Below are 21,752 nucleotides of genomic sequence, written 5' to 3'. Positions count from 1 at the left end.
CACTAGGACATATACACATGAAGAAACCAACTCAGCGCTGGTTCGCACTTACACTGACTCTATCTGTAGTACTGACGATGGGACTGGCAGGATGCTCTAGTACGAGCGAAACAGCAGCATCAGGTTCTCAGTCAGTTGCGGCAAATATGCCGGAGGTTGACCGTAGTGGTACAGGTAATTTCCCTGATGTCACAGGCGATTTTGGTCAAAATCCTCAGATTGCTGCAGGAAACGGTGATGCTCCTACAGATAAAATCTGGGTGAAAACCCTGCATCAGGGAAATGGTCCCGAGGTAGGAGCCGATGACACGATACGTGTGAATTACACAGGCACCCTGTGGGATGGTAAGGTCTTTGACTCTTCTTTCATGCGGAATACTCCCATTTCATTCAGTTTGAATGGTGTGATTGCTGGTTGGAAATACGGCCTTGCTTCGCAACATGTGGGGGATCGTGTGGAATTGGTGATTCCAGCTCAATGGGCTTATGGTGACCAAGCACAAAATTCCATTCCTGCAGGTTCCACTTTGGTTTTTGTTGTCGATATCCTTGATACGGTGAATGGCAGTGATTTGTCTGCTCTCAAAGGGGCAAGTCTCACCGGTGAAACCATTGAGGGTATTGAAGTAAGCGGGGAACTTGGTCAAGAACCAAAAATTACCTTTACCGGCGCGCCGGCACCTGCTGAAGCAAAAATTATCACCTTAGCTAAAGGCGCTGGCCATGAAATCGTCGCAGGCGATTCGGTGATTATTCACGGAATGGGTGGAACATATGGTGACGAAAACTCCATTAATGGAACATGGCAACCACCTCATCCTGTCACGGTTGATGCCGCGGCTTATGGTTTAGTGGGCTACACGGTAGGGTCGCGTTTGTTGATGACTCAGCCAATTTCCGCTCAACAAGGCCAATCGGGAGACGATTCTCAATCAGCTTCTCCGTCTACACAAATACTTGTTGTTGATGTGGTGGCTTCTCTTTCTGCCGCGTCCTGATAGCTGCATATGAAGCTGTTAAAAGCTGACATGGGCATATGAGGCTATTTCGACATTGGGAAGTAATTCCTAAATAGTCGGTAAATATGTCCACAGGTGGGTACATTCTTATGGGAATGTGCCCGCCTACGTTTAGAATGGGTATGTATGAGTCGGAGCTTAGCTCCCTGTTTTGCCCCTCTAGGTCAAGGAGTTCCCGTGAGTGAAGCAACAGTTGAGGCACTCGTTTTTAGCGATGATGCTGATGTGCGAGAAGCTGTTATTACAGGTGTTGGTATTCGAGCCTCAAAGGATACTCCTCGTATTACATGGCACCAGGCGGCAACAACTTTCGGAGTGCTTGAGAGTGTGAAAGAACATGATTTCAGTATCATTGTTCTTGATGCGGAGGCTCATAAACATGGTGGTATGGGTATCGCGAAAGAACTTCACAATACGTTGGCAGATGTTCCTCCGGTTCTGTTTATTACGGCACGTCAACAAGATTCATGGTTAGCATCATGGGCTGGGGCTGCAGCTATTGTCTGCGCACCTATTGACCCCCTTGAGTTGCAAGAAAAAGTTGCTGATTTGCTGAGGAAAAATTAATGCTTTCGTGGGATAGCATTGCGACGAATCTTATTTCAGGACACGATTTAACAGAAGAACAGTCCTACTGGTTCATGAATCAGGTGATGACCGGTGAACTGGGAGATATTCGCTTAGCATCTGCCCTGACAGCTTTACGTATAAAGGGATTGAGCGTAGATGAGGTGCGTGGATGTGCTGATGCTATGCGTGACCATGCGCGAACCTATGATTTGCCTTCAGATGTTTTAGATATCGTTGGCACAGGAGGCGACGGGCATCGCAGCGTCAACATTTCTACGATGTCAGCTGTTGTTTTAGCGGCATCAGGTGTTCCTGTGGTAAAACACGGTAATCGTGCTTCCACATCGGCTTCAGGTGCAGCTGATGTTCTTGAAGCATTAGGGGTATGCGTCGATCGTGAAGCGGAAGATATATGCCGTATTTTCCGTGAACACAATATTGCTTTCCTTTTTGCCAATAAAGTGCATCCTTCTATGCGTTTCGCCGCTCCGGTGCGTCGAACATTGGCTTTCCCAACGATTTTCAATCTTTTAGGTCCGTTAACAAATCCTGTACGACCACAAAGCATGGCCATTGGTTGCTCTGATCCGCGTAATGCGCAACTGATGGCAGGCGTGTGCGCAGGACGGGGAATTTCTGCTGTCATTTTCCGAGGGCGTAATACAGGACTTGATGAGCTATCTACTGCAGATATCAATGAAATCTGGATGATATCGGAAGGGCGTATTACTCACCACGAAATTGATGTGTGTGCTACTTATGGTCTTAGCCCCTCAACCATCGACGATTTACGTGGCGGAAGTGCAGAGCATAATGCGGCTGTGGCGCGTGAAGTCTTTGCTGGCTCAGGACATCCCGCGATTGTTGATAGTGTGGCTTTGAATGTTGCTGCAGGTTTGCTTGCTTATGGGCGAACTGAAGCAGTGGGCACTGATAACGGTGACATTATTCAACGATTAGGCGCGGGCCTCGAATATGCGAAAGCTATTTTAGCTTCAGGGAAAGCTGCTGAGCTTATCACCCAGTGGAGTCAAGCAACTCAGAGCTAAGGTGTTTTAGTCCTTATCAGAGCACATTTCAATAAATTTTTCGAGGACATGCCACGTCATATGCGCATCTTGTAATGCGCGATGGTGCTGTCCCTCGCCAATGCGTAGATATGAGGCTACAGTGCCTAAACGATGATGAGCGACACGTGGTTTTGGCAACAAAGCACGCGAGAGTTCCAAAGTGTCAATAGTGCGTAGTTCAGGCCATGTCATTTCGTATTTTTGTGCAGCGCGCTGAATAAAACCCAGATCAAAAGGCACGTTATGCGCAACAAAAACTGGATCAGGGTGATTTGTCGTGCCCTGCTGGGTTAGCCACTGAATAAAATCTCTTATTGCAATTTTTACAGGAGGGGCATCTGCAACCATTGCCTCATGAATACCAGTAATACGAGTGACAACCTCAGGGATTGCCTGTTGAGGATTGATGAGAGTGTGGAAAGTACCCGTAATGTGCCCATGTGATACGCGCAGCGCAGCAATTTCAGTTAATGCATCCTCATGTGTCAGTCCCGTTGTTTCGACATCGACAATGAGCCAGTGAGCGTTTTCCTGAAGAAGCTTGGCCACATGTGCATCACATCTCGCACGAGTGTGCGTAAACAGTGCTGTATGCGTGCGGCTATTAGGTAGGCGAGGACCAGAGGACATACAGTAGATAGTAATGCGTTCCTTGCGCTAAGCCTGATACATCCGAGGAGGAAGCGTGGGTTTCTACCAAGCGCTGAAAGCCACAGGCAGTCCGTTGCTGAAAGCAGCCTATAAACCGTGGATTCGTGGAAAAGAAAATATTCCCCAAGAAGGGCCTGCAATTCTGGCATCAAATCATAATGCCGTGTGGGATTCTATTTTTCTTCCGATGATGCTTGATCGGGAAGTTGTTTTCATGGGTAAGGCCGATTATTTCACCGGAACAGGTGTCAAAGGCTGGGCAACAAAAACATTCATGAAAGCTGTTGGCACAATCCCTGTAGATCGCAGCGGGGGACGCGCTTCGGAAGCCGCATTGAACGCGGGTCTTGCGCGCTTATCTCAAGGTGAACTTTTCGGTATTTATCCTGAAGGAACACGCAGTCCAGATGGGCGTTTGTATCGTGGGAAAACAGGTGTTGCTCGTCTGGCTCTTTTATCAGGTGCCCCCGTTATTCCTGTGGCAATGATCGGTATGCATGATGCTCAACCTATTGGTCAGCGTATCCCCAGCCGAAAAAATATTGGAATACTCGTTGGGGAACCCTTGGATTTCAGCCGATATAAAGGGTTAGATCAAGATCGTTTCGTTTTACGTGCGATTACCGATGAGATCATGTACAACCTCATGCTTTTATCAGGTCAGACATACGTGGATATGTATGCAGCCGATATGAAAGCTCAGATGGCACAGGATGGAACTTTTGAAGGTCCACTTCCTGGGGGCACTACTGTTGTATCGCCTGAAAGCGACAATTAGGAAACGAAAATACTACGAATTTCGTTGAAAATGCGGATCCTGCTGAAGAAGCATAAAAGTATGACAGATACCCGATGAAATTTATGAAATATAGATAAAATCAACGGGTTTTTGCGCTGTATGCGAGTGCGTGTACTCAAAAGAAGATGAATACAATGCGTGGTGAGTAGCATCATATTTATTTGTCTAGGACTTGAGCGCCTCTGTAGCCCCGCACTCCACAGACTACAATCACATATGATAAGCGCGGACAGCCGGTCCGTGCCTTTGGTGAAAGGTGTCCATTCCATGACGGTTCGTCGTGTTGCACTACTTACTGCAGGTGGTTTCGCTCCCTGTCTTTCATCCGCTGTCGGCGGGCTCATTGAACGTTACAATGAGATTGATCCTTCTATTGAAATCATTGCCTACCAGAATGGGTATCACGGTCTACTCACTGGTAATTTCGTCGTCGTTGACGAACAAGCTCGCGCCCATGCCGCGATTTTGCATCGCTTCGGTGGATCACCTATTGGTAATTCCCGAGTTAAACTGACCAATGCGAAGAACCTCGTTGAACGTGGACTTGTTGCCGAGGGCGAAAATCCGCTGGAAAAAGCAGCTGAACAGCTTCGTAAGGACGGGGTGGATGTTCTGCACACAATTGGTGGAGACGATACAAACACCACAGCTGCAGACCTTGCTGCATACTTACATGACAATAACTACGAACTGACCGTTGTCGGTTTGCCTAAGACCATTGATAATGACGTGGTGCCTATTCGCCAGTCTTTAGGAGCCTGGACTGCTGCCGAAGAAGCCTCAGAATTTGCTCAAAATATCATCGGTGAACATCGTTCCAACCCGCGTATGCTCATCATTCATGAGGTCATGGGACGTCACTGTGGTTGGTTAACTGCCGCCGCCGCTCAGCGTTACACACAGTGGACTGACACTCAAGAATGGGTACCTTCTATTGGACTGTCACAAGAACGCTGGTCCGTCCATGCTGTGTTCCTACCGGAAATGTCATTTGACATTGATAAGGAAGCTGAACGTTTGCGCGCCATCATGGATGAGCAGGGCAACGTCAATATCTTCCTATCTGAAGGTGCAGGTGTTCCTGAAATCATTGCTGAAATGGAAGAAGCAGGTATTGAAGTGCAGCGTGACCCCTTCGGTCACGTCAAACTCGACACCATTAACCCAGGTCAATGGTTTGCTAAGCAATTTGCTGACCGTATTGGTGCTGAAAAAGTCATGGTGCAAAAGTCTGGTTACTTCTCACGTTCCTCACGTGCAAATGCAGATGACTTGCGCCTCATCAAATCAATGACTGATCTTGCTGTCGAATGTGCTTTACGTGGCGAAGCTGGTGTTATCGGTCATGATGAAGAAAACGGTGACCGTTTATGCGCTATCCCGTTCCCACGTATTGCTGGTGGTAAACCATTCGATATTACTCAGCAATGGTTTGTGGACTTGATGGCTCGCATCGGTCAAGATCTCGTTCCTGCATCAAAGTGACGGTTCCACCGATTCCACGAAGCGCGCGTAGCAGGGAAAACCTAGCCCTGCTACGCACAGTCGTGCCTGAACAACTTTCTGCTCCAGACGCGGGGAGTACCCCTCCTTGGGATACGTGGCGTGACCGTGAAGCCTTACAACAGCCGACATATCCCGATGCGGATGCTGTCACAGATGTGACAAGCACATTACGCCGTCAACCGCCTCTTGTTTTTGCAGGTGAGGTGGATGATTTGCGTGCATGGATGGGAGCCGCAGGCCGAGGGGAAGCTTTTGTCCTCACAGGCGGTGATTGTGCGGAAACATTTGCGGAGGCAACGGCAGATCATTTGCGCCTTAAAATCCAGACTCTCTTGCAGATGGCGGTCGTATTAACCTACGGAGCCTCTTTACCTGTGGTGAAGATCGGACGAATCGCTGGGCAATATGCGAAGCCGCGTTCGCAGGATATGGAAACTCGTGATGGCGTGACTTTACCTTCCTATAGGGGAGATGCGGTAAATTCTTTTGAATTTACTGCAGACGCGCGCACACCGGACCCGAAACGTCTGTTAGATCTGTACCATCACGCTTCCTCAACCCTAAATTTGATTCGCGCCTTTACAAAAGGTGGCTATGCAGATTTACGTCTCGTTCACCATTGGAATAGGGGATTTACCCAAAATCCTGCATATTCAAAGTACGAGTCTTTAGCAGCAGAAATCCACCGCGCTGTGAAATTTATGGAAGCAGCAGGCGCAGATTTCGAAGCAATGCGTGAGGTGGATTTATTCTCCTCACATGAGGCACTGCTCCTCGAATATGAATCAGCCATGACACGCATTGATTCGCGTACAGGTGAACCTTACGATACATCTGGCCATTTTTTGTGGGTAGGGGAACGTACACGTGACCTCGAAAGCGCTCATATTGAGCTTCTTGCTCGTGTGCGTAATCCTATCGGTGTGAAACTTGGCCCAACGACCAGCGTTTCACAAATGCTGGGCTTGATGGAAAAACTCAATCCTGACGGCGAGGAAGGTCGTTTAACTTTTATCACCCGTATGGGTGCTGATAAGATCCGTGATGCCTTACCACCGCTTTTACAAGCTGCAGCATCAGATGGTCGCCCAGTTACGTGGACAACGGATCCTATGCATGGAAACACAATTACTTCATCTACAGGATACAAGACTCGTCGTTTTGAAACGATTATGAATGAGGTACGTGGATTCTTTGAAGCTCACGAGCAGGTGGGAACAGTCCCGGGTGGTATTCATGTTGAACTGACCGGTGATGATGTTACGGAAGTAATTGGGGGGTCGGAAAAACTTGATGATGAATCATTGGCAGATCGCTATGAAACATTGGTTGATCCACGTCTCAATCACCAACAATCATTAGAGATGGCTTTCCAAGTGGCTGAGCTTTTAAGGTGAGAACTCATTTTTAATACCGGTGTGCTGCATTGAGCAGCGCACCGGTTACTTTTGTAATAGGTGCACATTCGATCTGAAAATAAAGGCTATAGGTCAAAATTAAAGAAATAGTCAGTAACGGGTTTGACCTACGCGCACGACCGGTACGTGACAATGTGAGCAGGCGGTGAGTATGCACCTACGTTCCTAAACAACAGACATGGTGATAACGGAACCTCGGCGTACCATTGTTCCAGCTGCAGGATCGGTTGATCGAACTGTTCCAAAGACCCCACCAAGGAAACGATTGACCTCAACAGTGAAACCTGCAGATTCTAATAATGCTTTTGCGTCTTTTTCCTGTTTACCGAATACATTAGGAACAGCAATAAGTTCAGGGCCTTTTGAAATGGTGTAGGTGACAGTATCACCACGATACTGTGTGGTGCCGCTTTCAGTATCTTGGGAAATGACTTTTCCTTCTTCAACTGTGTCAGAAAAAGCTTCATTTACCTGCGGGAGTAGTCCGAGTGCTGTTAAAGATCCTTTTGCCTCATCCGCACTCAAACCGGTGAGCGTTGGGACAGTGATAGGTTCACGACCTTTGGAAATAACAAAATGAACGGTACTATCATGCGCAAGGGAAGTTCCTGCTGTAGCAGATTGAGAAACAACCAAGTCTTTTTTCACTGTTTCAGACCATTCTTCGCTGACGGTACCAGCTTTGAGTCCTGCATCAATCAAGGCATTGATTGCTTCTTTATGCGACAAACCTTCTAAAGGCGGAACAACTTTCATATCAATGCCTTTAGAAATACGTAAACGTACCTCACCGTTTTTATGGACATGACCGCCAGCCGAGGGGTCCGTATCAATCACGTACCCTGACATCACATCATCAGAGAATTCGTCCTCACGTAGAATACCGATTCCCATGTTTTCTAAAACAGATTGAGCATTGTCAGCGGTGGACCCAGCTAAAGTAGGAACTTCCACATAAGCACCCGGACCGTATTCATTCCACCACCATAAGCCGCCTGCAATACCTACTCCAAGAACAGACAGGATAACAGTGAGGATGAGGGCGATACGACGACCACGATGAGGCGTATGAGCCGCTGAAAGATCAACGGAAACTGATGAGGAAGTGCGAATCGTTGTATGAGTATTCTCCAAAAGACCAGATGGTAAAGCGGCAGTCATTGTCACAGGTTCAACGATGGAAGTATTTGCTTCAAAATCACTGTTTTGTGTACCGGCTTCACGGAAACGTTGACCTGCGATTTCCGGTGGAAGCACAGCAAGAACCTGATTAATTGCTTCAATAGCTTCACGGGCATGAGGTGGCCGATAATCGGGATCACGAGCGGTCAAATATGCGACAAGTTCATCCACATCAGTTGGAAGCCACGGGACTATCTGCGACGGAGCGGGAACATCATCTTGAGCGTGGTGCATAGCCATCTGAATAGGTGTCTTACCACACCACGGGACTGAGCCAGTGAGTAATTCGTATAGCAAAATCCCCACTGCGTAAAAATCAGTACGCGCATCTGTATGGCCCTGGGTCACAACTTCAGGAGCAACATATGCGACAGTTCCAAGCATAGAACCGGTGGTGGAATGTGAAGATTCAAAAACAGCTCGCGCTAAACCAAAATCGGTGAGTCGCACAGGACCTTGTGCGCAGATGAGGACATTTTCAGGTTTGATGTCACGATGGATCACACCGACTGTGTGCGCGGCCTCCAATGCCTCCAATATTTCACGAGCCATTGTCAGCGCACGTTCAACAGTGACAGGCCCATGTGACTGTAAAAGGACACGCAGATTAGGGCCATCAATGAGGTCCATAGCAAGGTAGCCTTGTGAGCCAATGACACCTTGGTCGAAAACAGAGACAACACCCGGGTGAACGATACGTGCTGCGGCGCGCGCTTCTCGCCGGAATCGGGCGACAAAGTCTTCACGATCAGCAAGGTGTGGATGCATGATTTTTAGAGCAACAGGACGATCAAGACGCTCGTCATCAGCTACATAGACTGTTGCCATTCCACCGCGGGCAAGTTGCGCAGTAATACGATACCGATTATCAACAAGTACACCAAGAAGCGGATCAGAGATCTGCCTATCATCGCGTGGTGGTTGAGTGTCGTCGGTAGTGCTCACGGTCGGATTCTACGGGAGTTTTGTGTCAGTGTGCTGAATAAAAGACGGTGTGGTCACAGGCAGGAATATCTTTGAGCTATTAGGCTGTGTCCTATGTGCGAAACTATTGAGTTTTTATCTGTAGATGAGGCTGCTCGTCGTCTGGGCGTAGAAGCGCGAAAAATTAAGCAGTTCGTTCGCGATCACTTGGTGTTGTGTGTGAAGGATACTTCAGGAAAACAAGCGATTCCGGCAGATATGCTTGTACTCGGTGAATACGGGTGGGAGCTTTTATATAATTTGCCGGGTACTTTAACTTTGCTTGCAGATGGCGGTTTTAGTCCTCAAGAGTCTTTGGAATGGTTGTATCGCGTGGATGATGAATTAGGGCAAACACCCATGAGTGCTTTGCGTGAAGGGCGGCATCACCGTGTGAATGCGATTGCGAGTGCCTTGGCTCTGTGAGTAGCCCTGAAGCAAGAGGATGAGCGTGCTGTGTGTATTAGGCACTGCGTGTATTAGGCACTGCGTTCGGTGAGTATCTGTGCGATACCGCTGAGGATATCCTCATTTCTTTCGTGTGGTAGGGAAGCCATATGTGCATGACCTTCATCGACAAGCTGAGTGATGAGTGCTTCATGTGGTTTTCGTCCGTGAATGTCGATGATGTGCGCGGCTTGGGCAAGCGCGTCATCATCTGCATCCGCATTTCCTAGTACGGTGCACAAAAGTTCACGTTCACTATAGCTGGCCTTGTGCCATGTGAGGGCAAGGAGAGCTGTGCGTTTTCCTTCGCGCAGGTCGTCTCCTGAGGGTTTTCCTGTGCGGCAGGGATCACCGAAAACTCCGAGGTCGTCGTCACGTAGTTGGAAAGCTAAACCCCAGGGTAGCAAAATGTGTTCTAGCTGAGTTATCAGTTCTTCTGTGGCCTCGGCGGATATCGCACCCAAGATAAAGGGATGAACAACCGAATAAAGAGCAGATTTGTAACGTGCAACCTGAAGAATATCCGATAAAACAATGGCATCACTCACCTGTGAATCCAAAGGGAGATGTTCTGCGCGTATATCTAAATATTGTCCGATAGCTACTTGTGCGTGCATCATGGCGTAGCGCTGCATGAGACGTTGTGCTGTCTGTTCAGTGAGGAGAGCACATTGATCGGAAAGTGCGATTTCTGCGGCAGAAAAAAGGAAATCGCCAAGGAGGATAGCTGCGGCGGCACCGAAGTCTGCGGCATTTCCTGACCAGGTGTTCTGGATATGTATATCGCGGAATCGTATATGTGGGGTAGGGTTTGCGCGACGAGTTGCTGCATGGTCAATTAAATCGTCATGTGCTAAAGCACTAGCTTGGTAAAGTTCAAGTCCTGCTGCCAGGCTTACCGTAGCTGTGCTGTGAGGACGTATGTATTCTGCGCCTAGCATGGCAAGGATTCCGCGGAATCGTTTACCAGATGTCACTTGAGCGTAAGCGGCATCTTGTAGGTCCTGCGTGTGGTTGCTGACCTGTGATAGTTGGAATGCGCGTGTGAGCGCTTCGTGCGTTGACGTATCGATCAGTGTGCGCAGTCGGGGAATGCGTTCGCCCAGAGGTGTCATAGGTGCAGTTTAGTTGCGTAAAGTCATATACCGCGACTGATCCCACATCGCAAGGAAGGATTATCAAAAGGCAGAATGAGTCAGGTTGATTATAATGGTATGCGTCGCGCCGTCGGAAGTGTTTTTTCGGCTGGCTTTTCCTATCTGCCGTGAAAGGGTTCCGTGTGAGCACAACCAAGGCCGCTGCTGCTGCTTCGAGTACGTCTGATAAGGCTGGATCTGCTCCCGTTCGTAAGGCTTCTGCTGCAAAGTCGACAAAAAAAGCTACGACTCAGGCGACTTCTGCAAAGAAAAAGGCTACGAAGAAAGTAAAGGCTGAAACTGCCAGTACTGATGAGCTTGCTGAACAAGATTCTCAAACCACAGTGACTTCACGAAAAAAGTCGTCTTCGGCGCGTAAGAAGTCTTCTGAAGTAAAGACTTCTGCAGCTCAAGAAGCTACTACTCCTGATGAAACACAAGAAGTTGATGTTCAGGATGATATTACCCTTGATGCTGACGAAATTGATGTGCACGTTGAGGATGTCGATATTGATATCACTGATGAAGATATTGACGTTGATGATTCAGACCTCGACACTGACGACGAAGATGATGAAGACTCTGATTCAGATGCTGATAACGCAACGCGTGAGGGTGCTCAGCTACGTGAACGTACATCCGAAGGTATCCAAGTAAAGGGCGGTTTTGTCGTCTCGGATTCGGATGATACGGATGAACCCGTTCAACAGGTAACGGTTGCTGGGGCCACAGCTGACCCTGTTAAGGACTACCTCAAACAGATTGGTAAAGTTTCGCTGCTCAACGCGGAACAGGAAGTTGATCTTGCTCGTCGCATTGAGGCGGGGCTTTATGCTGAGTACCGTTTGAAGAATTTCTCTGATGAAATGTCCTCGAAAGAACGACGAGAATTGCACTTCCTTGCTCAAGATGGTCAGCAGGCAAAGAATCATTTGCTCGAAGCTAACTTACGTCTGGTGGTTTCGTTAGCTAAACGCTATACCGGTCGCGGTATGCAATTTCTTGATTTGATTCAGGAAGGAAATTTAGGCCTTATTCGTGCGGTTGAAAAATTCGATTACACGAAGGGCTATAAATTCTCCACCTATGCAACATGGTGGATTCGTCAAGCGATTACACGCGCAATGGCGGATCAGGCACGAACCATTCGTATTCCTGTGCATATGGTTGAAGTCATTAACAAACTGGCTCGTGTGCAACGTCAGATGCTACAAGATCTTGGGCGTGAACCTACCCCCGAAGAACTCGCAAAAGAATTAGATATGACAGCAGAAAAGGTTGTCGAAGTCCAAAAATATGGGCGTGAACCTATTTCTTTGCATACTCCACTTGGTGAAGATGGCGATTCAGAATTCGGTGACCTCATTGAAGATTCAGAGGCAATCGTTCCTGCTGATGCTGTTTCTTTCACGTTGCTTCAAGAACAGCTTCATCGTGTTTTGGATACGTTATCTGAACGTGAAGCCGGCGTTGTGTCTATGCGTTTTGGTTTAGGTGATGGCCAACCAAAGACATTAGATGAGATCGGTAAAGTCTATGGCGTTACTCGTGAACGTATTCGTCAAATTGAATCAAAGACAATGTCGAAGCTACGTCACCCGTCACGTTCCCAAGTGTTACGTGATTACCTTGACTGACACGTGATGGCTCTTTTGGGAGCTTTCATGTGATGACTGGCTCGGTGAAATTCTTTTCACCGAGCCACTTTCGTATCGATAAGCCTTTGACGCTGTGATAAATAAATGGATGAGCCTTGAAGGTGTGAATATATGAAAATAGGTAGGCTCCCAAAGAGCCTACCTATTGTGAAAGGACTGTCGTGATTTAGCTACTTGTCGTTTTCCTCTGCATCCAAAGATGGGATGTTAAAGCGTTCCATAGTTGCTGAATACAAGCTCAATGTAGTTCCAAGGGCACAATGAATATGCTGCATGATCTGAGAATCACTTGCACCCTGCTCATAATCGACATTTACTTCAGCGTGGAGATGCAATTGGCCGCCGTCAGTGTAGACGTAATAAGCTTTTGGCCAGATTTTGTCACGATTCCAGTCTTCAATAAAGACCTTGAAATCATCTGCACATTCTTCAGGGATTTCTTCACGCATACGGGAACTGATGTGGAGAATTTCTTTTTCGTTGCCGGCGAAAAGAAAATAGAAAATACCGTTATCCCAACGGCCTCCTAAATCACCATCAGCATCAATCTCATAGTGCCATTCTTCTTTGTCAAAAAGTGTGATAAGGCGTTCTTGAGAGATTGGCTCAAGTGTGGGCGTTGGCAGGAGTTCACTGGTAGGAGCCTGAGTAGCAGGAACAGTAGCATCGTGAGCGCTTGAAAGATCAGGATCATCCTCATGATCGTGACCCAGTAAGCGGGAAAAGAAACCCATCGTCAGTCCTTTCTTCGTGGGCAAAGGCTTAAGGTACTTCAGGAAACCAATTCTTCATCGAGCATTGAGAAAAATTGACCGGAAGTTCCCAGAGCGCAGTCAATATGCTGCTCTAGTTGCTTATCGGTGAGTCCGTGCTCATAATCAACAGAAACTTCAGTGTATAAGCGAATACGGCCTTCGTCATCAATACGGTGATAGCATTTGGGCCACAGTTTCCCGCGATGCCAATTAATAATGAGCTCACGGATTTGTTCCAGTTTTTCAAAAGGGCAGTTGTTATGCCAGCGACCTGAAACCACAAGAATTTCTTTTTTTTCGCCACGTAACATGAAATGGAAAGTATTGTCCTCCCACATGCCGCCGAGGTCGCCTTCATTATCGATGTAGTAACGCCAATTCTTTTGCTTAAAAAGTTGAATAATGCGTTCTTGTGAAAGCGCAGGAAATTGAGTGGATTCCAATGCCGTCGGAGGCATACTCATTGGGGACTCCTTTTATGTACCGTATGCGTATACAACACTACTCTAATAGAGATAATGCGCCGATGGCCACCGAAAACCAAATTTACATAAGCGGAGTGACAGAGCCTTCTTCGCTGAAAAGAATATACCGTTCATCAATGAGTTCTATAGCTTTTTCCCGCAAAGCATCCACATGACCACGTACATGGTGTGCGCAGAATAAAAGAGAACCATTTTTCATAGTGGCACGCACCCACGCCCGCGCACCACACAAGTCACAACGGTCTGCCGCAGTAAGGACAGGTGTTGTGCGTGTGTTGTGGTCAAGAGTAGATGTTGTTTCCATGACTCCATCCCACCATGACTCGACTAAAAATGCGCGTTTGTCCACTGAAGTTCGCCACAAGCGAAGTTAAGTATAGAAATATAGGGAAAAATACCTTCACTTTCGTGAAGACGAGGGCAAGCGGCGGGGCAGACAGCAAATGAAGTGCTTCTTCTTTAAGATGACCTAGTGACTTCTTCAGCTTCATCTGACTATAGTGCGCGGCATCTTTCTGTCCTTGAAGGGTTGGAAGCCGTCCGCAAACGTCCCGGCATGTACATTGGATCAACAGATCATCGTGGCCTTATGCACTGCTTGTGGGAAATTATTGATAATTCTGTTGATGAGGCACTCGAAGGTCATTGCACCGAAATTGATATCCGTTTGCATCCGGATCATTCGGCCTCCGTGTCAGATAATGGCCGTGGTATTCCTGTTGACGATGTGCCAGGAATAGGGCTTTCAGGTGTAGAAGTCGTGTACACAAAACTCCATGCTGGTGGAAAATTTGGTAATGGCTCATATGCTGCATCCGGCGGTTTACATGGTGTAGGCGCATCAGTAGTAAACGCCTTATCAGCGCGCGTTGATGTTGAAGTTGATCGATCAGGCAAAACCCATCGTATGTGCTTTCGTCGAGGCGAACCAGGTGAATTTGATGATTCTCGTAGTCGTACGCCGAATTCTCCTTTTACGCCTTTTACAGACTCATCTGCATTAAAAACTGTAGGAAAAGTAAAGAAAAACGTCACCGGAACGCGTGTCCGCTTTTGGGCAGATTTTCAAATATTTCCTTCGACTGAGGGATTTTCGTGGGAAAACCTACTGTCACGGGCACGTCAAACAGCTTTCCTTGTCCCCGGACTAACCATTAACTGTTGGGATGAGCGAGGATCTGAAATCCTCCATGAAACTTTCCGTTTCGATGGAGGAGTTGTTGATTTCGTGGATTGGTTAGCTTCTGATGGGCCTGTAACTGATACGTGGCACATTACCGGTCAAGGTACTTTTACAGAAACAGTGCAGGTACTTGATTCTGATACTGGACACCTCAAAGCTAAGGAAATTGAGCGTGTATGTGAAGTGGACTGCGCTGTACGTTGGGGAATTGGGTATGACACGCATATTCAATCTTTCGTCAATATCATTGCTACTCCGAAAGGCGGTACACACGTTGCAGGTTTTGAACAAGCAATTTTGAAAGTTTTGCGTTCTTATGTTGATAAATCTGCACGCAAACTCAAAGTGAATGCGAAAGATGGTCGTCCAGAAAAAGAGGATGTTCAAGCCGGTATGACAGCAGTGGTCACTGTGCGTTTCCCTGAACCTCAGTTTGAAGGACAAACAAAGGAAGTTCTCGGGACACCTCAGATACGTACACTTCTTTCACGAATTGTCACCGAATGGCTTGACAAAAAATTTGCTTCCACTAAACGCGACGACAAACAACAAACACAACTGCTTCTTGAAAAAATTGTCGGTGAAATGAAAGCGCGTGTATCTGCACGTATTCATAAAGAAATTTCTCGACGAAAAAATGCATTAGAAACTTCCTCTTTACCGGCAAAACTTGCTGATTGCCGTATGGAAGATGTAGAACACACAGAACTTTTTATTGTAGAAGGTGACTCTGCACTTGGAACAGCAAAAGCAGCTCGAAATAGCCAATTTCAGGCTCTTTTCCCCATACGAGGAAAAATACTGAATGTGCAAAAAGCTTCAACTGCGGACATGCTTGCCAATGCTGAATGCGCCAATATCATTCAAGTGATTGGTGCAGGCTCCGGACGCACATTTGACCTGATGCAAGCACGTTACGGCAAAGTTATTCTTATGACGGATGCAGATGTGGACGGTGCGCATATTCGCACATTGCTTCTCACATTATTTTTCCGCTATATGAGGCCCATGGTGGAAGCTGGTCGTGTATATGCTGCGGTACCTCCTTTGCATCGGATTGAGGTCATGGCTAAAGGGCGTAAAGCTCGTGAACTTATCTACACCTACTCAGAAGATGAATTGCATCGACAGCTCGCTGCATTACGTAAATCTGGGCGCACATGGAAAGAACCTATCCAACGTTACAAAGGCTTAGGCGAAATGGACGCAGATCAGCTTGCTGAAACCACAATGGATCGTACCCATCGTTCGTTGCGTCGCATCACGCTGGCAGATGAAGAAGCCCTCAGACAGGCTGAGGACACATTTGAATTACTTATGGGTTCAGTTGTGGGGCCGCGTAAAGATTTCATCGTAGATGAAGCTGCGCATCTTGATCGTACACGCATTGATGCTTAGGATCTTTCTTTTCGACAATGCGCTGTGAGTGCCATATATTGGGAGCGTTTCCCTGATATTTCATTAAAGTGTCATTTTTCGTAAAGTAGACATAGGACTTGAGTCGTATATACATGCTAGGAAAGAATTTATGAAAGGGCTTGCTGACCGGATTAATGCACCGGTTTCTGTACCTTATCCCGGTGCCCATCTTGGTCTACGCTGGAGGCCCCTGATTGCCTCAGATGCGCCGGGAATTTACGACTTATGCGTGCGTACAGAAGCAATAGATCAAGCTATTTATCGTACCTCTGCAATGGAAATTGCAGATATGCTTGAAGGTCCCCGTGGGCGTGATGTGATCGACACGATTGTTGGACTTGACCCCGATAGAAAAATAGCTGCTTTTGCCAGCGTTCGTGTTATGCGCGATGTTCAAGAAAGCGCCATGGCCAATATCGAAGCAGTAGTTGATCCGCAGTGGCGAGGACGGGGAATAGGCCGTTCCTTACTGTACTGGCAGGACGGTCGTGCCCGCCAAATGCTCGTTGATACCTTTGGGGCAGACTGCACTCGGCCCGCCTCAATTGTGAACTTTGTTGATTCACATATGACCGATCGTCGTCGCCTGTGTATTGCAGCAGGTTTTTCAGCAAAACGTAGTTTCCAAGTCATGTACCGTGAACTTGAAGGATCAGAGGAAGCTCCTCATATCAGTTCTGAATACACGCTACGTAAATGGGATCAGGTTGATCGTCGTATTGTGCGTGGCGCGCATATGGAAGTATTCCTCGATCACTATGGCACACCGCTTCGCGGACGATGGTGGAATGAAGCAATGTCCACAGTAGATGATCGTTGGTCAAGTGTCCTCACAGATAAATCGGGAGAAATCGTTGCCTACTGTTTAGTGGGACGACCTGCCGAAAGCTGGGTAGCTACAGGCCGCCCAGAAGCATATGTTGAATTGCTTGGAGTACGCAGAGAACACAGAGGCCACCATTTAGCAACGCAACTATTGAATGTAGCAATTGCTTCAGCCGCCCGTACAGGGGTATCACGTATTGGTTTAGACGTTGATACAAAATCAGCAAATCACGCGCACGAAATGTATGAACGCTTAGGATTCGTAGATGATCGTGCGGAAGTTCTTTACTCCATTGACTGCTAGTATCAGTGTCATTATTAAAATGATTCACGCTATCTAAGCTATGAGAAAGGAACATATGTCAGAAGCGTCATCGACGGGCCTACCTCCGCTGTCTGTGCGAGCAGGAGCACCGGAAACAGTGCCATTCCCACCTTCACATCACGGGGTTGAATGGCATGAATTGACAGCTTCACATGTGTACTTATTAGCTAACTTATTTGCTCGTATTGAAGCGCGTGACAATCCTCCTTTCCGTACATCCACGGAAGAAGTCGCTGAGATGCTGAATTCAACTGTACTGTGGCGTGGAGTTGCTGGATTTGCGACAAAAGGCATGGCAAAAGGACGTATGGTTGCTTTTGCTCAGGTGACCCTACGTAATCCGGGTCATCTTGAATGTGTATGCCAAGGTGGTGTGGACCCTTCTTTCCGCTCTATCGGTTTAGGAGGATCCCTTGTGGAATGGCAGGAACTGACTGCGCGAACTTTACTTGCTGAAAATGATGGGGTGGGTTCTGCTCAAATTGTGGCTGTGGTGGAAGCCGGACAAGAAGACCACGAACAACACTTACAACAACGAGGATTCCACTGGGCACGCACCTACTATGAACTACGTGCGAACTTGAATAGTATTCCACATACATCTGATCTTGGCCCGTGGCTCAGTATCGAACCGTGGGCTGAACAGTGGGAAGAACCCGCTCGTATAACAGCTAATCGTATTTCTGAACAAGAGTGGGGCCGTCCACCCTTGACCTCAAAACAATGGCTGATGGGGCGTACAGGTTTTGTTCCTGAATGGTCATTTGTTGCTTTAGATCGTCGGGGTGACCGTCCGCGTATGGCAGGTTTCCTCATGGCCTCACGTTATGTGCAGGACTGGATCGCATTGGGATGGCGTGAAGGATATATTGATCAGATGTGCGTAGATCAAGAATATCGTCATTCACATGTGCTGGAGGGATTAGTTGTCGCTTCTATGCGGGCTCAGGCTGCAAATGGTATGGAACGTATAGGCGTGGGTATCGGATCAGCAAATCATTCAGGTGCTCTGGCTGTATATGACTACCTGGGTTTTCGCACAGTCGGGCAATCGCGTCTATACGCCATTGAAATATAAAAACATAAATATCCTGTACGTGGCTTGTATTCTTATACGCACAACAATAAAGAGAAAGCCTGGTCAGTATCCCTCCGAGAAATGAGCTTATACGCTTATCTTTTTTTATGCGTCAATTAACAGGACAGTAGGCGGAGCTATCCGATAGTGGAAATTGCAAAAGTTAAGGGAGTCCCCGAGCCATCACGTCGTTCATCCTGTGCAGGAAGCTCAACAGGGGAGCCATCTGCGCTGGCTGCACGCGCATAATGCGATCCTGCCCAAGCGATATCTAAACGGTCTTCGCCGCGCAAAAAACGATGCGCACGTACGCCTTGGGAACCTCGACCTTTCGCAGGGAAAACAGAAAAAGGTGTAACTTTCACAGTAGTTTGTCCCGTACCAGGTAAAGCACCTTCAGCTGCCGCAACTGTTACAACTACAGCTTCATCAGGAGCAGAAACCACCCAAAAACCAAGAGCAAGCGCTGAGTCTGATATTTTCATGCCAGCCATTCCAGATGCAGTGCGTCCCTGAGGGCGCACTTTCGCAGCGGGAGTGCGTAATAATTGCGCGTCAGAGGTAATAAAAACAAGGTCATCAGTATCAGTACAGATATCAAAACCTACAAGATAGTCACCCTCATCTAAAGAAATAACTTCCCATTCGTCGCGTTGTAAAACATCAGGTTTCAAACGTTTAACTGTGCCGCGGGCTGTTCCCATGGCAATAATTGCGTTACTTTCAGGATCAAATAAACCAACGGCAGGATGGTCACTGTGAACAAGCAGTGAAGCAGGAGTTGCTGCCGCTAAAGACAAACCTGTGTCAAAACGGGGCAGAGCAGGTAAATCAACAACATCAATACGGTGTGCAATACCATCAGCGGTTACAACTGCGACCTGTGATCGAACCGAAGATGGAATCTGAGAGCGCCAACCATCATGACTGGCTCGCGGACCCACTTCAATAGGGTCATTGCCTTCAATGCGGGCAAGGCCCCCCGAAGCCGATAAAACAACAGTGCAGGGCTCATCGGCAATTTCTAAAGCTAAACCGCGTGCACCTCGTCCGGTAGCAGGTAAAGCAGCTGCCAATGTTGCATCTGTTGCCGCAGAAATACCCTCACCGCCTGCACTCGTTAAAAGCAAAGTACGACGTGGAGTACCTAAACGTGCGGCGACCTCGCGTAATTCAGTACTCACACACTCATTGAGTAAGTCTTGCGAGCCTAAGATTTCTTCCAGCTCAGCGATACGAGCATTGAGTTCATCACGTTCACTTTCAAGTTCTAAACGAGAAAACTTTGTGAGGCGGCGTAAACGCAGTTCAAGAATATGATGTGCTTGAGTTTCTGAAAGATCAAATGCCGTCATTAAACGGGTACGAGCAAGTTCTGCGTTATCTGAGGAACGAATAATTGCAATAACGTCATCAATATCAAGGACAGCGACAAGGAGCCCCTCAACAAGGTGCAGACGGTCACGATTCTTTGATAAACGAAATTCACAGCGTCTGCGGGTCACAGTGAGACGGTGATCCAGAAAAACGCTGAGCATTTCTTTCAGACTTAACGTGCGTGGCTGTCCTTGAACTAAGGCAACCGCATTCACTGCGAAAGAATCCTCCAAAGGTGTGCGCTGATAGAGCTGTTGTAGGACAGCTTCAGGATTAAAGCCGTTTTTAATTTCAATGACAAGTCGCAGCCCGTGGATACGATCTGTCAGATTACGGACAGCTGAAATACCTTTTAATCGTCCTGAAGACACATTTTCTTTAATTTTTTCAATGACTTTTTCGGGTCCAACCATGTAGGGTAGTTCTGTTACCACAAGACCAGTGCGTCGTGCGCTGACACGTTCAATGGTGACTTTTGCTCGTGTACGGAAAGTACCGCGCCCTGTTTCATAGGCCTCTTTTATCCCTTCAAGGCCGACGATGACTCCTCCTTCAGGTAAATCAGGGCCCGGAATGAAGCGCATAAGGTCCTCAGTTGTGGCTTCAGGATGCGCGAGCAGATGACATACAGCAGCGATTGTTTCTGCGAGGTTATGGGGGGCAATATTTGTTGCCATGCCGACAGCAATACCGGAAGCACCATTGACTAAAAGCTGAGGAAAAGCAGCGGGAAGAACCTCTGGCTGCATGAATTGATTATCATAATTTGGGACAAAATCAACGGTATCTTCATCTAGATCTGTTACTAAATCCATCGCTGCTCCGGCAAGGCGTGCCTCTGTGTAACGTGCAGCAGCGGGACCATCGTCAAGAGAACCAAAATTCCCATGACCATCGACAAGGGGAACACGCAGGTTGAAAGGCTGTGCTAAACGTACAAGGGCATCGTAAATAGCTGAGTCACCATGCGGATGGAGTTTACCCATGACTTCACCAACGACACGTTGTGATTTCACATGTCCTTTGTCGGGACGCAGACCCATTTGGTCCATTTGGAAAAGGATGCGCCGTTGGACAGGTTTCAGTCCGTCACGGGCATCAGGTAAAGCGCGGGCATGAATAACAGATACGGCGTACTCAAGGAAGCTTGTGCGCATCTCGTCAGAGACATCAATCTCGCGGATATTCGCGTCGTTCTCAAGCGGTAAAGGCTGTTCTTGTGTACGCATAAATTAATTGTCCACATGTTGAGGTATTCTGCTTCGATTCCCACGCCGGTTACGGACACAATGTGAGGGATGAATACACGAAAACATATTGAGAGTTGGGGATTCTTTCCTGAAATTGTGAGCCGTGCTTTAGAGCGGGCATTAGGCGGAGCAAAGGCGCGAGCACTGATCCACCAGCTTGATACTGATTTTCATGAAGGTAAGTTTTTCCGTCACTTGAGCGTCATGGCATTGAGCGACACGGTTTTTGTTCACTTACATGTTCATGAATATGATGAAGGTATAGCACGTGTTTCTACAGTTGTGTATGCGTTGGATTCTTTAACACATATGAAAATAAGTGAAGTCATCGAACGTCCTTACCATGGTGAAGGCGCAACAGAGATCATTCTTTCTTTTGAGGGAGGGCAAAGCCAATACATTGACATAGCGCCTACTCGGTGTGCAGATTCACCCTGCTTAGGTGAACATGGTTTTTCTGGAGCTTTAACAAAAGAAGAACTCAGGATTCGTGTATCTGAGGCCGCTGATGGCCCGCAAGCCCTTGAAAATGCTCAAACTTTTGCTGACCAGATAGCTTTAGTTCTCGCACGGAAGCAAAATAACAGGTAACGTGTCATTTCGCGTTGTGCGGCGACAAAGCAGGAGGAGACGAAT

At 47.5% G+C, this 21,752-nt stretch carries 19 protein-coding genes; 12 read left to right on the top strand and 7 right to left on the bottom strand.

Annotated features, from left to right (window positions below; all coding sequences use genetic code 11):
• Window positions 1–17: 17 nt before the first annotated feature.
• The 3 genes from LRP57_RS03595 (at window position 18) to trpD (ending at window position 2,638) form a co-directional block, all read left to right on the top strand.
• Window positions 18–998, top strand: a complete 981-nt coding sequence (locus LRP57_RS03595) for an FKBP-type peptidyl-prolyl cis-trans isomerase (protein WP_231205153.1) — start codon at window positions 18–20, stop codon at window positions 996–998.
• A gap of 198 nt (window positions 999–1,196) precedes the next feature.
• Window positions 1,197–1,586 (top strand): hypothetical protein, encoded by a 390-nt coding sequence (locus LRP57_RS03590; RefSeq protein WP_231205243.1) that lies wholly within the window; start codon window positions 1,197–1,199, stop codon window positions 1,584–1,586.
• A complete protein-coding gene (gene trpD / locus LRP57_RS03585; RefSeq protein WP_231205152.1) occupies window positions 1,586–2,638 on the top strand; it encodes an anthranilate phosphoribosyltransferase in 1,053 nt (350 codons plus the stop codon). Before LRP57_RS03590 ends, trpD begins: the two co-directional genes overlap by 1 nt.
• Window positions 2,639–2,644: 6 nt before the next feature.
• On the opposite strand, the gene LRP57_RS03580 is transcribed toward trpD, so the two are convergent.
• Window positions 2,645–3,208 (bottom strand): 3'-5' exonuclease, encoded by a 564-nt coding sequence (locus LRP57_RS03580; RefSeq protein WP_231205151.1) that lies wholly within the window; start codon window positions 3,206–3,208, stop codon window positions 2,645–2,647.
• A 136-nt stretch (window positions 3,209–3,344) separates the two neighbouring features.
• Here LRP57_RS03580 and LRP57_RS03575 point away from each other — a divergent pair, with 136 nt between their 5' ends.
• From LRP57_RS03575 to LRP57_RS03565, 3 genes are all read left to right on the top strand, one after another.
• Complete coding sequence (locus tag LRP57_RS03575; RefSeq protein ID WP_231205150.1) at window positions 3,345–4,088, top strand: lysophospholipid acyltransferase family protein; 744 nt, start codon at window positions 3,345–3,347, stop codon at window positions 4,086–4,088.
• A 288-nt stretch (window positions 4,089–4,376) separates the two neighbouring features.
• Complete coding sequence (locus tag LRP57_RS03570) at window positions 4,377–5,594, top strand: pyrophosphate--fructose-6-phosphate 1-phosphotransferase (RefSeq protein ID WP_231205149.1); 1,218 nt, start codon at window positions 4,377–4,379, stop codon at window positions 5,592–5,594.
• Between the two features lie 62 nt (window positions 5,595–5,656).
• Entirely contained in the window at window positions 5,657–7,012 is a 1,356-nt protein-coding gene (locus tag LRP57_RS03565) for a class II 3-deoxy-7-phosphoheptulonate synthase (RefSeq protein WP_231205148.1), read from the top strand.
• 186 nt (window positions 7,013–7,198) lie between these two features.
• Here the strand turns inward: LRP57_RS03565 and pknB are convergent, their stop codons facing one another.
• Window positions 7,199–9,160: a Stk1 family PASTA domain-containing Ser/Thr kinase gene (gene pknB / locus LRP57_RS03560; protein WP_231205147.1), complete on the bottom strand. Its 1,962-nt coding sequence runs from the start codon at window positions 9,158–9,160 to the stop codon at window positions 7,199–7,201.
• A gap of 93 nt (window positions 9,161–9,253) precedes the next feature.
• Here pknB and LRP57_RS03555 point away from each other — a divergent pair, with 93 nt between their 5' ends.
• Window positions 9,254–9,604, top strand: coding sequence for an Rv2175c family DNA-binding protein (locus tag LRP57_RS03555; RefSeq protein WP_231205146.1), 351 nt, complete (start codon window positions 9,254–9,256; stop codon window positions 9,602–9,604).
• A gap of 53 nt (window positions 9,605–9,657) precedes the next feature.
• Here the strand turns inward: LRP57_RS03555 and LRP57_RS03550 are convergent, their stop codons facing one another.
• Window positions 9,658–10,740: a polyprenyl synthetase family protein gene (locus LRP57_RS03550; protein ID WP_231205145.1), complete on the bottom strand. Its 1,083-nt coding sequence runs from the start codon at window positions 10,738–10,740 to the stop codon at window positions 9,658–9,660.
• A gap of 164 nt (window positions 10,741–10,904) precedes the next feature.
• Here LRP57_RS03550 and LRP57_RS03545 point away from each other — a divergent pair, with 164 nt between their 5' ends.
• Complete coding sequence (locus tag LRP57_RS03545) at window positions 10,905–12,398, top strand: RNA polymerase sigma factor (RefSeq protein WP_231205144.1); 1,494 nt, start codon at window positions 10,905–10,907, stop codon at window positions 12,396–12,398.
• A 191-nt stretch (window positions 12,399–12,589) separates the two neighbouring features.
• Here the strand turns inward: LRP57_RS03545 and LRP57_RS03540 are convergent, their stop codons facing one another.
• From LRP57_RS03540 to LRP57_RS03530, 3 genes are all read right to left on the bottom strand, one after another.
• Window positions 12,590–13,153 (bottom strand): YbjN domain-containing protein, encoded by a 564-nt coding sequence (locus tag LRP57_RS03540; protein ID WP_231205143.1) that lies wholly within the window; start codon window positions 13,151–13,153, stop codon window positions 12,590–12,592.
• A gap of 38 nt (window positions 13,154–13,191) precedes the next feature.
• The gene (locus LRP57_RS03535) at window positions 13,192–13,638 is read right to left on the bottom strand and encodes a YbjN domain-containing protein (RefSeq protein WP_231205142.1); all 447 of its coding nucleotides are present in this window, start codon (window positions 13,636–13,638) and stop codon (window positions 13,192–13,194) included.
• A gap of 82 nt (window positions 13,639–13,720) precedes the next feature.
• On the bottom strand, window positions 13,721–13,963 hold the full coding sequence (locus LRP57_RS03530) for a DUF7455 domain-containing protein (protein WP_231205141.1): 243 nt from the start codon (window positions 13,961–13,963) through the stop codon (window positions 13,721–13,723).
• Between the two features lie 252 nt (window positions 13,964–14,215).
• On the opposite strand from LRP57_RS03530, the gene LRP57_RS03525 reads away from it, so the two are divergent.
• From LRP57_RS03525 to LRP57_RS03515, 3 genes are all read left to right on the top strand, one after another.
• Entirely contained in the window at window positions 14,216–16,240 is a 2,025-nt protein-coding gene (locus tag LRP57_RS03525; RefSeq protein ID WP_269213838.1) for a DNA topoisomerase IV subunit B, read from the top strand.
• A gap of 130 nt (window positions 16,241–16,370) precedes the next feature.
• Window positions 16,371–17,390 (top strand): GNAT family N-acetyltransferase, encoded by a 1,020-nt coding sequence (locus LRP57_RS03520; protein WP_231205139.1) that lies wholly within the window; start codon window positions 16,371–16,373, stop codon window positions 17,388–17,390.
• Between the two features lie 55 nt (window positions 17,391–17,445).
• The gene (locus tag LRP57_RS03515; RefSeq protein WP_231205138.1) at window positions 17,446–18,489 is read left to right on the top strand and encodes a GNAT family N-acetyltransferase; all 1,044 of its coding nucleotides are present in this window, start codon (window positions 17,446–17,448) and stop codon (window positions 18,487–18,489) included.
• A 137-nt stretch (window positions 18,490–18,626) separates the two neighbouring features.
• Here the strand turns inward: LRP57_RS03515 and LRP57_RS03510 are convergent, their stop codons facing one another.
• Window positions 18,627–21,095: a DNA gyrase/topoisomerase IV subunit A gene (locus LRP57_RS03510; protein ID WP_231205137.1), complete on the bottom strand. Its 2,469-nt coding sequence runs from the start codon at window positions 21,093–21,095 to the stop codon at window positions 18,627–18,629.
• A gap of 69 nt (window positions 21,096–21,164) precedes the next feature.
• Here LRP57_RS03510 and LRP57_RS03505 point away from each other — a divergent pair, with 69 nt between their 5' ends.
• The gene (locus LRP57_RS03505; protein WP_231205136.1) at window positions 21,165–21,707 is read left to right on the top strand and encodes a DUF5998 family protein; all 543 of its coding nucleotides are present in this window, start codon (window positions 21,165–21,167) and stop codon (window positions 21,705–21,707) included.
• The last annotated feature ends 45 nt before the right edge of the window (window positions 21,708–21,752 follow it).

It is taken from the genome of Schaalia sp. lx-260, from assembly GCF_021083645.1.
Taxonomy (GTDB): domain Bacteria; phylum Actinomycetota; class Actinomycetes; order Actinomycetales; family Actinomycetaceae; genus Pauljensenia.
The sequence above is the reverse complement of the archived record's forward strand: the minus strand, read 5'-3'. Positions and strand labels throughout refer to the sequence as shown.

What these genes read in the sequence shown, in the direction of transcription:
- LRP57_RS03595 (WP_231205153.1), top strand. Translation starts at nt 18, where the DNA reads ATGAAGAAACCAACTCAGCGCTGGTTCGCACTTACACTGACTCTATCT.
- trpD (WP_231205152.1), top strand. Translation starts at nt 1,586, where the DNA reads ATGCTTTCGTGGGATAGCATTGCGACGAATCTTATTTCAGGACACGAT.
- LRP57_RS03570 (WP_231205149.1), top strand. Translation starts at nt 4,377, where the DNA reads ATGACGGTTCGTCGTGTTGCACTACTTACTGCAGGTGGTTTCGCTCCC.
- LRP57_RS03555 (WP_231205146.1), top strand. Translation starts at nt 9,254, where the DNA reads ATGTGCGAAACTATTGAGTTTTTATCTGTAGATGAGGCTGCTCGTCGT.
- LRP57_RS03550 (WP_231205145.1), bottom strand. Translation starts at nt 10,740, where the DNA reads ATGACACCTCTGGGCGAACGCATTCCCCGACTGCGCACACTGATCGAT.
- LRP57_RS03540 (WP_231205143.1), bottom strand. Translation starts at nt 13,153, where the DNA reads ATGGGTTTCTTTTCCCGCTTACTGGGTCACGATCATGAGGATGATCCT.
- LRP57_RS03535 (WP_231205142.1), bottom strand. Translation starts at nt 13,638, where the DNA reads ATGAGTATGCCTCCGACGGCATTGGAATCCACTCAATTTCCTGCGCTT.
- LRP57_RS03530 (WP_231205141.1), bottom strand. Translation starts at nt 13,963, where the DNA reads ATGGAAACAACATCTACTCTTGACCACAACACACGCACAACACCTGTC.
- LRP57_RS03525 (WP_269213838.1), top strand. Translation starts at nt 14,216, where the DNA reads ATGTACATTGGATCAACAGATCATCGTGGCCTTATGCACTGCTTGTGG.
- LRP57_RS03520 (WP_231205139.1), top strand. Translation starts at nt 16,371, where the DNA reads ATGAAAGGGCTTGCTGACCGGATTAATGCACCGGTTTCTGTACCTTAT.
- LRP57_RS03515 (WP_231205138.1), top strand. Translation starts at nt 17,446, where the DNA reads ATGTCAGAAGCGTCATCGACGGGCCTACCTCCGCTGTCTGTGCGAGCA.
- LRP57_RS03510 (WP_231205137.1), bottom strand. Translation starts at nt 21,095, where the DNA reads ATGCGTACACAAGAACAGCCTTTACCGCTTGAGAACGACGCGAATATC.
- LRP57_RS03505 (WP_231205136.1), top strand. Translation starts at nt 21,165, where the DNA reads ATGAATACACGAAAACATATTGAGAGTTGGGGATTCTTTCCTGAAATT.